This window comes from Vibrio sp. 10N.286.45.E10 (genome assembly GCF_002874195.2).
Lineage (GTDB): Bacteria > Pseudomonadota > Gammaproteobacteria > Enterobacterales > Vibrionaceae > Vibrio > Vibrio crassostreae.
In genome coordinates this window covers 1,716,571-1,730,073 of the sequence record NZ_MCWD02000001.1, presented here as the reverse complement: position 1 = coordinate 1,730,073, position 13,503 = coordinate 1,716,571, and the positions used below count along the sequence as shown (strand labels likewise).

The 13,503-nt window shown below is 43.9% G+C and carries 9 protein-coding genes; 5 read left to right on the top strand and 4 right to left on the bottom strand.

Features of this window, described 5'->3' with window-relative positions; all coding sequences use genetic code 11:
- Positions 1–206 precede the first annotated feature (206 nt).
- The gene (locus tag BCU34_RS07640; RefSeq protein ID WP_008224272.1) at positions 207–2,090 is read left to right on the top strand and encodes a methyl-accepting chemotaxis protein; all 1,884 of its coding nucleotides are present in this window, start codon (positions 207–209) and stop codon (positions 2,088–2,090) included.
- 85 nt (positions 2,091–2,175) lie between these two features.
- Here the strand turns inward: BCU34_RS07640 and BCU34_RS07635 are convergent, their stop codons facing one another.
- From BCU34_RS07635 to trxB, 4 genes are all read right to left on the bottom strand, one after another.
- The gene (locus BCU34_RS07635) at positions 2,176–3,582 is read right to left on the bottom strand and encodes a hypothetical protein (protein WP_102480652.1); all 1,407 of its coding nucleotides are present in this window, start codon (positions 3,580–3,582) and stop codon (positions 2,176–2,178) included.
- A gap of 235 nt (positions 3,583–3,817) precedes the next feature.
- Entirely contained in the window at positions 3,818–5,539 is a 1,722-nt protein-coding gene (cydC, locus tag BCU34_RS07630; protein WP_102480651.1) for a heme ABC transporter ATP-binding protein/permease CydC, read from the bottom strand.
- A complete protein-coding gene (gene cydD / locus BCU34_RS07625) occupies positions 5,532–7,316 on the bottom strand; it encodes a heme ABC transporter permease/ATP-binding protein CydD (RefSeq protein WP_102480650.1) in 1,785 nt (594 codons plus the stop codon). Before cydD ends, cydC begins: the two co-directional genes overlap by 8 nt.
- 161 nt (positions 7,317–7,477) lie before the next feature.
- Positions 7,478–8,437, bottom strand: coding sequence for a thioredoxin-disulfide reductase (trxB, locus tag BCU34_RS07620; protein WP_004733400.1), 960 nt, complete (start codon positions 8,435–8,437; stop codon positions 7,478–7,480).
- Between the two features lie 493 nt (positions 8,438–8,930).
- Between trxB and BCU34_RS07615 the strand changes: the two genes are divergently transcribed.
- The 4 genes from BCU34_RS07615 to BCU34_RS07600 all read left to right on the top strand — a co-directional run bounded on the left by BCU34_RS07615 (position 8,931) and on the right by BCU34_RS07600 (position 13,469).
- Complete coding sequence (locus tag BCU34_RS07615; RefSeq protein ID WP_102480649.1) at positions 8,931–10,130, top strand: AAA family ATPase; 1,200 nt, start codon at positions 8,931–8,933, stop codon at positions 10,128–10,130.
- Entirely contained in the window at positions 10,130–10,648 is a 519-nt protein-coding gene (locus tag BCU34_RS07610; protein WP_102480648.1) for a hypothetical protein, read from the top strand. The genes BCU34_RS07615 and BCU34_RS07610 overlap by 1 nt, the downstream gene beginning before the upstream one ends.
- A 945-nt stretch (positions 10,649–11,593) precedes the next feature.
- Complete coding sequence (locus BCU34_RS07605) at positions 11,594–12,250, top strand: 2OG-Fe dioxygenase family protein (RefSeq protein ID WP_102480647.1); 657 nt, start codon at positions 11,594–11,596, stop codon at positions 12,248–12,250.
- Positions 12,234–13,469, top strand: a complete 1,236-nt coding sequence (locus BCU34_RS07600) for a cysteine desulfurase-like protein (protein ID WP_102480646.1) — start codon at positions 12,234–12,236, stop codon at positions 13,467–13,469. Before BCU34_RS07605 ends, BCU34_RS07600 begins: the two co-directional genes overlap by 17 nt.
- Positions 13,470–13,503 lie beyond the last annotated feature (34 nt).

The window sequence follows — 13,503 nt, the reverse complement described above, 5'->3', positions numbered from 1 at the left end:
TTTTTACCGTACTAAATCTGACATTATTTCTAATAATCACATAGTAAATAGCGCCTTAAATTTGGCGATATGCCAACTAATTGGCATAAGCTAAGGCTATGGTTTACATAAAAATATATTCCAATATTAAATTGTGAAATCGCTCGAATTTAATACTGATATTGGGTAGTATGCGCGGGATTTCCCACCACTCGTGAAACTTTGACATGAAACTAACACTAAAACAGAAGTTAATAGGTGCGAGCCTATCTGCTGTTGTCGTTATGGCTACAGCACTGACTTGGTTATCAGCAAACCAGTTATTTGAACAGACTCGTAATGGCGTATACCTACGAGCTGAAAGCGTATCAGAAGCAGCATCTGAAGGTATTAAAAACTGGATTGATATTCGTACGGATATCGCTTCAGCATTCAACGACTTTTCACGAGAGGATGATGTTGTTCCTTTCCTTAAGCAAGCTCGTGTAGCGGGTGGCTTTGACGATATCTTTTTAGGTACTCCAGAAGGTGGCATGTACCGCTCACACCCTGAACGTAACCGTGCTGGTTACGATCCTCGTCAACGTCCTTGGTACCAAGAAGCAAACGCTGCAGGTAAGCAAATCATTACTACTGCTTACCAAGATGCAATCACCAAAGCACTTCTAGTAACGATTGCAGAGCCAGTTCGCCACAATGGTCAACTTGTTGGTGTGGTAGGTGCTGACGTACTTATCGATCAATTGGTTAATGACGTTATCAGCCTAGATGTGGGTGACAACGCTCACGCAATGCTAATCGATGCGTCTGACGGCACATTCCTAGCGCACCCAGATTCAGCACTAAGCCTGAAGCCAGTAAGCCAGCTTTCTAATGACATCTCTATGCCTATTATCGAGAACGCAGTGCGTACTGGTAGCATCGAGATCATTAAAGAACGTGGCGCTGAGAAGCTGCTTTACTTCACGAAAGTACCAAACACTAACTGGATCTTCGCGGTTCAGATGGACCGAGCGACTGAAGAAGCAAACCACTCAACACTACTTACTCAGCTTATTATGACTGCTGTAGTGATCACGCTTATTGTGATCGTACTGGTTTCTTGGTTGGTGAGTTTCCTATTCCGCGACCTAAACCGAGTTTCTGCGGCACTTGAAGAGATCGCTTCAGGTGAAGGTGACCTTACTCAGCGTCTTGAGCCAAAGAGCGACGACGAAATTGGTCAGCTTGCACAAAACTTCAACCGTTTCGTGGGCAACATGCACACAATGGTGATCAAGTTAAGTGAAGTGTCTGCTGCATTGGGTAACCAAGCGCGTCAAACAGCATCACAAGCGGAAGAGCGTAGTGCTCGCATCCAGATGCAACAAGACGAAATCAACATGGTTGCAACGGCTGTTAACGAAATGGCAGCGGCAACACAAGAGATCGCGGGTAACGCAGACCACACGGCACAGAATTCATCTGAAGCGGTTGGTGCGTGTGAGCACGGTACTGGTCAAGTAACACAGACTCAAAGCTCAATTCAAAACCTTGCTCAAGAAGTTCAGATTGCGACGAACGTAATCCTAGAACTTGAAGAGCACGGTAATAGCATCAACGCTATCTTGTCTAACATTCAAGGCATCGCTGAACAGACAAACCTACTTGCACTTAACGCAGCGATTGAAGCAGCTCGTGCTGGTGAGCAAGGTCGTGGCTTTGCGGTTGTTGCTGATGAAGTTCGTGTTCTGAGCCAACGTACACACGGTTCAACACAAGAGATTCAACAGACTATCGAATTGCTACAAGGTACAACAGGCAAAGCGGTTAGCATCATGAATGACAGCCGTACTCTGGCTGAAACCAGTGTTGATGACGCAAACTCAGCGGCTGCAAGCCTAACGCAAATTCATGCTGCTGTTGAACGTATCAGCGACATGGCGACACAGATTGCTTCTGCGGCAGAAGAGCAAGCGTCTGTAACGTCTGAGATTACTCGCAACACTGAAGGAATCCGTGACGTGTCTAACGAGCTAGCAGACGAAGCACACCAAGCGGCAGAGCAAGCAGCTCAGCTGTCTGAACTGTCTCACGAGCTAGAGAGTGAAATTAGCCGCTTCAAGCTGTAAGCACTAAAACGTAAATTTAAAGCCGAATGTGATTGTCACATTCGGCTTTTTTGTGCTTATTCGTTAGAGGATTAGGCACCAAGAACTAGTTGTTCGGGTAACCTGGGAACTTTGCTTTAAGGTTCGCGCGAGTAGGGAAGTATTTCTCCATAAACTTCACCATCTCAGGGTCGTTCGCTTGAAGCTCTGTGAAGGTTGCAGAACTTAGCTCTTGAGCACGATAGCCTTTGTAGTTCACGTCGTAGTAGGCATACAGAGAGTAAGCTAAATACTCTTGATCGTATGACTCAGCATCTAAATCAGCCTCGACAATCGTTGAGTCTTTCCCATTTGGAAAGTAAGAGCCCGCAAGAATCGCTTTTTCATTCAGCTCATCGAGTTCTTTTTGCATCACACCCCACTTTGATGAAGGTGATTGCACCGCTAAATTCATCACACCGTAGTCGTGTACAAAGTGAATGATCTCTTCAAACGCAGCGTCTCGTTGATTTGCTAAGCCCGGCTTGTTTTCGCCTGCTGTAGTATCTGTCGTCTCAGTGGCGAATAGATCTTGGAAGCGGTAGTTTTCATCTAAGTAATCGCCCGCACCTCTGTTAGCCCAATCATCATCGTAAAAGAACGCCATCGCAGCTTTGCTGTCGTAGATCGCCTTGGTCACTTCAGCTGGGAAGTTATCAAGGTAGTACTGCATGATCTTCTTAACGTGCGCAACTTTGGCCGTGCCGTCATTCTGTGTTTTGTCTTCGATCAGTAACGGGATCTTGTACCCATGAGCTTCTACGCAACTGCGTTGCTTGATGCCATTGTTAAGCAAGTCGCCTGTTGTGTCTGAAATAACAGAACAATCACTCGTTGGTACACGAGCGAACGTCTCTGAAGCACTTTGAGCAAAGCTTGGAACAAATTGGATAGCGTTGCTTAGGGTGTTACCCACGCGAACGTAAAGGTTCATCGGTCTCATCTGGTCGATATTAAACTTGTCGCCAGTGCTATCGATGATGAATTGCTTGTTGATGGTTACGGTGTCGGCTTTTTTCCAAAGAATGATGTTCTTGATGTTGTTTTCGACTTTCGCAACAGCAAGTTTTTCTGGTGTTGTGGTTGAGTTGAAGTTCTCGTAGTAAATATTAAAGTTTTCAACGTCATACGTTTTACCAGACGAGTTTGTTGCTGTTACTGTGAACGTAATGTCTGCGTCATTTTGAGTCTTATAGTTGCGCTCTGGTACACCATGAACTTGAGCAAAACTGCCGCTTGATTTTAGATTATTACCGTATTGAGTAATATCAACGTTCACGTTTTTGTCTGCGCCATTTTTAATCGACTTTACGCTGAATTGTAGTGAGTAATTGCTTCCTAAACTAACCACTGAGCTAGCGCTTGATGCATCGATTACATTCTTTGACGCGCTAGTGTTATTGCTGTCGCTGCCGCCGCATGCAGTGAGCATCGTAGTCAGAACAAGAGTTGGAATTGTGAGTTTGTATACCATAGGGGACCAAGTTATCTGCAAGCTATAAAGCCTGCATGTTACAAGAAATGGCATTTGTTCTTAGTAAGCTTTTGTAAGCAATGTATTAGCAAGACTTACAAATTAGTGGGTTGTTATTTGTTTAGGTTATTGGTTGAGGGTTGTTCGGACTAGAATTACAGGCATAAAAAAGCCCGAGTATGAACTCGGGCTTTGAATGGTTTTCTTTATAGCTTAAAGAGAAGCTATAAAGGGGCTAGATTGCCTGACGAAGTTGGAAATAACGTCCTTCTTCGTTTAACAGTGTCTCATGAGAGCCGTTTTCAACAATCTCGCCTTGTTCAATCAGAACGATAGAATCCATCGACTCCAGACCAATCAAACGGTGCGTAATGAAGATAACCGTCTTGCCTTCAAAGTGCTTCTCGAACAGAGCCATGATGCTCTGCTCAGTTTGCTTATCTAAGCCTTCTGTTGGCTCATCAAGAAGCAGGATAGGGGCATCATGAAGGATTGCACGTGCAATACCAATACGGCGTTTCTCACCACCAGACAGTTGACGACCACCGTCACCTAACCAGCTATCAAGTGCATTATTCTCAAGCAGCTTTTCTAGGCCAACGTCTTTAAGGATGTTCGCTAGGTGATCATCATTGGCGTCTGGTTTTGCAATCAACAAGTTGTCACGCAGAGTGCCGTTTAAGATGTCGACACGCTGGCTTACCACACTGATAGATTCACGCAGTTGTGATTCGTTCCATTGTGTCAGCTCAATGCCCGCGATAGAGATGTAACCCTTTTTCGGATCCCAGTAGCGAGTTAGAAGCTGAATCAGTGTCGATTTACCAGAACCCGTTTGACCCACAATCGCAACTTTGTTCGTTGCAGGGATCGTTAGGTCGACAGCGTTCAGAACACTGCGCTCAGAATCAGGGTAGTTGAACGTTACGTTTGAGAACGTAATATCAAGCGGCTTGTTGATGTCTAGCTTCTCTTCAGCGAACTGAACTTCAGGTTCTGACAGAATAACTTCGTTCAAGCGACGAGCTGAAGACAGAGTTTGCCCTAAATGCTGGAATGCGCCTGCGATAGGCATCAGAAGTTCAAAACTTGCCATAGTAGCGAATGCCATTAGCGCGATGAACGGATCTGGAGCATTACCGCCCACGCCATCTGTCGCAAGCCAAAGCATAAGAACAAGCGTTAAACCGTTGAACAGCATTAGCGCTGCTGAAGCCATACCGGTTAGGTTAGCGTTCACAAACTGATTTGCTATCAGCTTACGTTGTGTCTCTAGAATCGCATTACGATAACGTTCTTCCGCACCGAACAGAGTCAGTTCGCTGTAGCCTTCAATCCAATCTAGCGTAGTTACACGAAGATCCGCTTTATTCTGAGTAAGCTCACCACCGTTACGTTTACCTAGCTTGTAGAACAAGACAGGCCAAACCAACAGCATGATAAGCAGGATAGAGCCTAAGATAAGTCCTAGCGAGGTATCAAACCACATCAAGAACAGAGTCAGGAAGAAGATACCCAACACACCAACCGTCACAGGGCTGACTAAACGTAAGTAAACGTGGTCCATGGCGTCGACATCGGCAACCAAACGGTTCAGTAGGTCAGCGTCACGAAGGTTTGAAATACGGCCTGGGATCAGCGGAGCTAGCTTCTTGAAGAAGAAGATGCGTAAATCAGTTAACAGTTTGAATGTCGCATTGTGGCTGACAACACGTTCACCCCAACGACCAGCAGTACGGCTCATTGCCAAACCACGTACACCACCGCCCGGTAGCATGTAGTTGAAGGTTTCACGCGCAATCGTAAGACCAGCAACCGCAGAAGCTGAAATGAACCAACCCGATAGCGTTAACAAGCCGATAGAAGCCGACAGAGTAGCAAAAGCCAATAGCATGCCTAGCGATAGGCCAAACCAATGCTTTTTATAGAGTTTCAGGTAAGGCAGTAAATCACGCATCTAAATTACCCTTATTGTCTTGTTGAGCTAAGTTCGCGTTTAGCATCTCTTCGAATAAACCACCCGCAGTCGAGAGCTGAGAGTAATGACCTTGTTCCACAAGACCACCATCGCGCATAACCAGAATGTTATCGACCGATTGAAGAGGAGCAAGTTGGTGCGTCACAAGCAGGGCAGTGCGACTTTCGATGTTGCTGTTAATGCCTTTAATCACAAGCTGTTCACTGCGAGTATCTAGGCTGGCAGTAGGTTCATCTAATAACCAGAATTGGCCGTCTTGAATCATTGCACGAGCCAAAGCTAAACGCTGAGATTGACCAACAGATAGGCCACCTGAACGATCAGAAATCATGTAATCCAAGCCATGCTCGTTTACAAATTCGTTAGCAAAAGATTGCTCTAGTGCGTTTTGAACAGTTTGGTCAGTGATATCTTGCTTACCTAGAGTGACGTTGTCACGAATGCTGCCGTGAAGCAACAGTGGGTTTTGACCAACCCAGCTGATCGTCTTGCGCCAAGATACCAAGTCTAAATCACGCAGTTCAATGCCATTGATTTTCAAGCTTCCTTCATAAGGCATGAAACCAAGAATAGCGTTGATCAAACTCGTTTTACCCGCACCACTTGGGCCAACTAACGCAGTCGACTGTCGAGTGTTAAGCGCGAACGAGATAGGACCAACCAATTGAACACCTTCAGGGCTTAACACTTTGAGATCTTGAGCTTCAATATTGATGCCTTGAGCCGGATCGAGCTGAGTGTCGCCTGATTTAACCTTAGTGATGTCTGTTTCTAGGAACTCGACAATACTTTCAGCTGCGCCAACCGCTTGTTGCTTCGCGTGGTAGAAAGTACCTAAGTCACGCAGAGGTTGGTAAAACTCTGGCGCTAAGATAAGGATAAACAAACCAGCGAATAGCGTAATGCCTGCACCGTAGTGGCCAAAGTTCAGCTCACCAATGTAGGTGAAACCAAAGTAAACTGCCGTCATCGCGATCGAGATCGACGTGAAGAATTCAAGCACAGCAGAAGACAAGAAAGCGATCTTCAATACATCCATAGTACGCGTTCTGAACACTTCAGATGCACCTTTCAATACTTCTGTTTCAGCGTTGGTACGATCAAATAGACGGATGGTTGTCATTGACTGCAAACGGTCGTAAAAGTGACCTGAAAGACGCTGAAGCGCTTTGAAGTTTTTACGGTTTGCATCGGCTGCTTTCATACCAACCAATGCCATGAACATCGGCACCAGTGGCGCAGTAATCAAGAAGATCAGACCTGCTGCCCAGTTTACAGGGAATACTACGACCAAAATAATGAACGGAATCATTACCGACAAAGACATCTGAGGTAAGTAACGAGAGAAGAAGTCTTGCATGTCTTCAACTTGTTCTAGCAATAAGGTTGCCCACGTACCTGCAGGCTTACCTTTAATGTAAGCAGGGCCTAGCTCACGTAATTTATCTAGGATGAGTTGCCTTATGTAGACACGGATTTGTTCACCACAGCGATAACCTGCGATTTCACGACCCCATGTACAGCCAGCACGGCCAACGACCGATAATGCCAAGCCTGCGAAATGACCAACCAGTTCAGACTTATCGACATTCTCGATGATCAGTTGGTGAAGAATAGAGGCGAGAAGAGCTGCTTGAGCAATTAAAAACACGCTTGAAAGTACGCCAAGGCTAATCGCAATCATAAGCCAGCGTTTCGCTAACTTACTCTGTTGCTTAAGCCACTTGTTCAAGCTGCGTTGTTTTTTCTTATCCATTATGAAGGCTTAATGATAATTATTATTTGTTGAGGGCGGCTAGTATACAAAAGAAAGCCCAGTGGATATACCACTGGGCTCTAGGGATTTACAACAAAATGTGATGACGCCCTGCATCTACTGAGGCGAGAGCACCGATAATCAAATCTGCAATCTCAGATTTACTTATCGTTAAGGCCATCTAGGAAGCGTTCAGCATCCAGTGCAGCCATACAACCTGTACCAGCAGAAGTGATTGCTTGGCGATAGTTGTGGTCCATTACATCACCCGCAGCGAATACGCCAGGGATGCTGGTTTGTGTCGCGTTACCTTCAAGACCAGACTGAACGATGATGTAGTCATCTTTCATATCAACTTGGCCTTTGAAGATTTCAGTGTTCGGTTGGTGACCGATAGCAATGAACGCGCCCATTACTTCGATATCTTCTGTCTTATCAGACTGAGTATCTTTAATACGAACGCCCGTTACGCCCATGTCGTCGCCTAGAACTTCGTCTAGTGTGCGGTCAGTGTGAAGAACAATGTTGCCGTTCTCGACTTTGTCCATTAAACGCTTAACAAGAATCTTTTCAGCGCGGAACGTGTCACGACGGTGAACTAGGTGAACTTCAGACGCGATGTTAGATAGGTAAAGTGCTTCTTCAACTGCTGTGTTACCACCACCAACAACCGCTACTTTCTGGTTGCGGTAGAAGAAACCATCACACGTTGCACAAGCAGAAACGCCGCGGCCTTTGAATGCTTCTTCAGAATCTAAACCTAAGTACTTAGCTGATGCACCCGTTGAGATGATCAACGCATCACACGTGTACTCGCCAGAATCGCCTTTAAGACGGAAAGGGCGGTTTGAAAGGTCGACTTCGTTAATGTGGTCGAACAGGATCTCTGTTTCAAAGCGCTCTGCGTGCTCTTTCATGCGATCCATTAGAGCAGGGCCCGTTAAACCTTCAGCATCACCCGGCCAGTTTTCCACTTCTGTAGTGGTTGTAAGCTGACCACCTTGCTGCATACCGGTAACCAGTACTGGGTTTAGGTTTGCACGAGCAGCGTAAACTGCAGCTGTATAGCCAGCAGGGCCAGAACCAAGAATCAATAAATTACAGTGCTTTACGTCGCTCATGAGGACTCCGAAATTGAAATTGTTTTTATTTATAATCGCTTAGGATTGTATGGAAAATATGGAGGCAATAAAAGTGTAAACAAGGGCTGAAGTGTAATTAATCGTTATAGTTTAGAACTTAATCGAGACAAACGTTTTCGTGGCTGGAAGATTGGCGAAAGCCAATGCATCAAGTGGTTTGCATTTAGCTAGCGATGTTTACCGTCCGTTGATTTGAAATCGGTCTTGAAGAAGCCTGCGTGTTTTAGTGCGCACGAGGTATGTCACAGGTTATTAAACTCACAATCGGACAAAAACGCGTCGGAACTATAGTCTTGACGCGTTTATACCAGACTTGAAAAAGTATCTTGAAACTTTAAGCAATTGTATGTGCATGGGAATCAAAAACATCATTTTTTGACAGAATTGTCTAATGTTGGCTTTTTTGCTTGCCTCTTAATTACAAGTGTTTAAAATGCACTAAAGTATCGACCTACAGAACTTAGGAAAAATAATGATCAAAAGGTTTGGTTTCAAAAACTTTTCAAGTTTTAAAGATGGAGCTGAAATTAGTTTCGAACTACCTAGTTCTCCTAATGAAACGAGCACCATAATTGGCATCAAAGGAGCTAATGGCTCTGGTAAAACAAACATTTTAAAAGCTATTACCTTTCTATACTGTTTCTGTTCAAAGCGAATGACCACTTCAGAAGAGAACTCAGACGGCTCAAAAAAAATAGCCATACCAATTGACCGATTTTTTCATAGTGAAGAGCCAGCAGAATTCTACGTTGAATTGCTCATTGACGGAACAACCTATTACTATGAACTTGATTTGACAGAACACGGAATCATTCGCGAAGAATTACGCCGAAAGAAACCTAAAAAAGAAGTAACTTGCATCGTTAGAGAGGGGCATAAAGTCACTAAATGCCTCAAAGAGTTTGAAGAGTTAAAAAGTTTAAAACTCAAATTAGATCAATCGATTATAACCCTTGTTTCAGATTACGACTTCTATGAACCAATGGAAGATTTAGAAGAGCTTCGTATTAACTTTTTAAAAATCCTCTACAATGTAGGTGCTGATGGCTATCGAACTCAAAGTGTCGATGACTTCTTTAAGGTCAGCAAGTTCTATCACGAAAAGAATGATGTATTTGAATTCACCAAAGAGGTTCTTATTTCTGTCGATAGTGGTCTAAGCGATATCATTATCGAGGAGACAACCGATTCTGCAACAGGAGAAACGATTTATTTCCCTGTTTTCTATCACGACAACGGTGAATACGACTATGCGGTAGGCCTAAATAATGAGTCGATGGGTACTAAAAGCTTGTTTTTATACCTATATCGTTATTGGATCACACTTACCGAAGGTAGTTTATTAATACTAGATGAATTTGACACGCACCTTCATGCGATGATTTTACCGGAACTGGTTGAACTGTTCGATAACCCTTCGATCAATAAGCTCAATGCTCAATTGATGTTTACTGCGCACAATACTGAAATTATCGATTCATTAGGGCGGTATAAGAGTGTCCTAGTAAATAAAGAAGAAAATGAAAGTTATTGTTATCGCTTGGACGAAGTATCAATGTTGCGAAATGACAGATCACTATCACCATACTATATGAAAGGAAAAATTGGTGGTGTTCCGACTAACATTCAGGGTCTAGCTAAAAAGCTTGCACACAGATTTGAGGCGAACTAATGGCTAAGAACTTTAAAGGCTCCCCGAGGAGCAGATTATTCTTAGAAACTTTACCTCAAGACTCTATTAAAGACTCAAACATTGAAAATCGATGTAAGTTTAACTTTTCATATTTAACTATTAAGGACGGTAGCCAGTCTTTTGAAGATTGGAATCAGTGTGCTGGAAATAGTAAGTTGGTCAAACTAATGGACAAGATTAAAGACTTTACGAAAGAGTCTCTTCTTCATTGGGAGCGAGAAAAAGTAGGAAAAGGCCGTCGTGGTGGAAAAGGCAAGCGTCAACACTATTTGGAAGTGTATGGCGAATTTCCAAAAAAATCTGCTTTCAAACACCCTGCGCATGTTCCTGAGAACGTTTCATGGGCGAGATTCCGTATAGATTGCGATACAAGGCTCGCTGGCTTCGTAATTTCTCAAGAAATAGCTAATGAATGCAGAAAACAAGGTAAAAATCTTGATGCAAATACATTTTATGTAGTTTTTCTTGATGAAGACCACCAATTTTATCAAACATAGTCGAGTGCTTAGTGTTCTAGGCACATAACACTTATTAGCCGTCTTTTGTTCTTACATAATGTATTCTCAATAACAGCGGCTTAACTAGTAATCAATTTAGTCGGATAAGTCTTAGTGGAGCAAACGTACGCCCTCAGAATTATGTAGGACATTTAACCTAAGTGATTTTGGCATGAACGTGTTAACGAAGAGTGCTTAACATTTGTTAACACATGCCGCCAACCTTGAAGTCGCGTCCGTTGTTATGGTCGATTTCAAAGCTTCATGCTCTAGGTTGCCAGAAACCACAAAGTAAATTCCCTCGCAATACCCCATTTCAAATTCTTCACATAAACCACATCATCAACTCGGATTAGATGCACACCGTTTAAAGCTGAGTATTTTCGTAATTGAAAGGTAAGTGACCGCTGCATGAAAGGAAGTAAACCATTTGGGGCGGCCGAGTTCCCCCCGAACTCGACCTGTTCCAGACGCGCAAGCAAAGGCGTTTGGTTTCTGGCTTAGTCATAAATTAACCAATTTCAGTTTGTTGTGTAAATAATCAATAGCTTGCCAACTGATAGGTAGGTCGTATTTCGCTGTGCAAAAGTATAGAAATGAATGATGGTGAATGTAATGCCTGAACTCATGCAAGGAGGCTGGCGTATTGAAGTAAAAGGGCTGACACAATATGAAATATCACTTGCTAGTTAATAATATCGTTAAATTTAAATTTGCAGGGATTTATAACTATCTAGTGGAGTGTGCTAGTTTTAAGAGTTGGTCATCTTTTATTCTGGTGCAATACACTGCTTTTGAATTTAAAGTTGGATTTAGTATCTGAATTATTAAATCTGACGGGATAAATGATTGTTTGATGTTGATTTGGCAAGATCTTCAAGTATCCTTTATGTAAACAAAACGTTAAATATCGAAAGTTAATTAACAATCATTAAGGAGTCGATGATGTTACATGCTCACGAAAATACCCTACATATTACCCACCTCAGTAACCACGCAGTTGAGGAGTTGTCACCGTCATTCTCTAAGCTTCCAAGCACAGAGCATGCGGATGGTCAGTTTCGATTGAGAAGGTACTCTGTGGTTGAATTCAGTAATGGACAAGTCGTTGAGCTAGACAAACATAACTTTGTTCAGTCTGAAGACATCAATCACTTTCAAGGTGATGTTGTTCGTCAATTCGAGCCAATTGAAGCACCCATTCTAAGCAGCCAAGGCATGCAAGAGATGTGTGAACTGTTTATTGAAACCAACGGGCTTGAAGACGGGCAAGAAATCGAAATCCACCAAATTCGTATCGCTGCCATTTTTGAAGAGACACAGGTTGCGCCAGAAGGTGTTCACCAAGATGGCTTCGACCACATCGCTTTAATTGGTGTTAACCGTCATAACATTGTGGGTGGCGAGATAATGCTGTACCAAGATTCACATGAAGCGCCATTCTTTAGAAAAGTGCTTGAAGACGGCGAAGTCGCAATGTTGGCCGATAGCAAGCTTTGGCACAACGCACAGCCGATTCGTACCATAGACCACGATGAGATGGGCTATATGGATGTGTTTGTTCTAACGGCTAAGGATGCGCGTAATGTCCTTCACTCTTAATAATGTGCGCCAGCAGTTTAGCGCGCTAGGCCAATACCATAACGGTAAGCCGGTGACCTTTTTTGATGGGCCGGGTGGCTCTCAGGTTCCTGAAAATGTTTTAGCATCCATGACGGAATACCTAGGGCACTTTAATTCAAACCTAGGCGGTCATTACTTTTCTAGCCAAAAGACTACAAGCTTAATGCAGCAAGCGAGAGAAGCGGCACAAGCGCTACTCAATGCTGAGTCTTCTGGCAACGTTGTGTTCGGTGCGAATATGACGTCGTTGACCTTCCAACTGAGCCGAGCGATCAGTCGCGATTGGAAAGAGGGCGATGAAGTTATCGTCACTGCTTTAGATCATTATTCGAACGTGTCGAGCTGGCAGCAAGCGGCAGACGACAAAGGTGCGATTGTTCGACAAGTTCGTGTCGACGAGTCGGATTGCAGCCTAGACATGGCGCATTTTGAATCGCTGCTTAACGAGAAAACCAAGCTTGTCGCGGTGACGTTTGCTTCGAACACCACGGGTTCGATTGTTGATATGGCGAAAATTATTGAGCTTGCACATCAGCACGGTGCGCAGGTTTATGTTGATGCGGTTCATTATGCTCCTCATCACTTGATCGATGTTCAACAACTGAATTGTGATTTCTTAGCGTGCTCGGCTTATAAGTTCTTCGGCCCGCATGTGGGTATTGCTTATATTGCACCTCAATGGCTGCATACGTTAAAGCCATACAAGGTTGAGCCTGCCACTAACATTGGCCCAGGTCGATTTGAAACAGGAACACAAAGTTTCGAAGGCCTAGCGGGTGTGATTGCGGCGGTGGATTACTTAGCGCAGTTTGGTGAGCCAACAGATTCACTGCGTTCTCGTTTAGAGCAAAGCTACGCGCTTTATAACAAGCATGAAAGCCAGCTGAGTGAGTACTTTCTAAAACGCTTGGGCGATCTGGAAGGCGCAAAACTCTATGGTAAAACGGAGTTTGATTCGAACCTGAGAACGCCAACGTTCGCCATCACCTTTGATAACCACTCTCCAGAGTTTATCGCTAAGAAGCTGGGCGAGCATAATATCTGTGTGTGGAATGGACACTTCTACGCATTAGGTTTAGTGAAGCAGTTGGGTATTGAAGAGCAGGGCGTGGTGCGTATTGGTTGTATGCATTACAACTCGATTGAAGAGATCGACTTGCTGTTCAATGTGCTTGAAGGGATCTTGCGAAGCCATTAGCAAGCAGTCACTAGCACTTAATAGCTAAAGAATT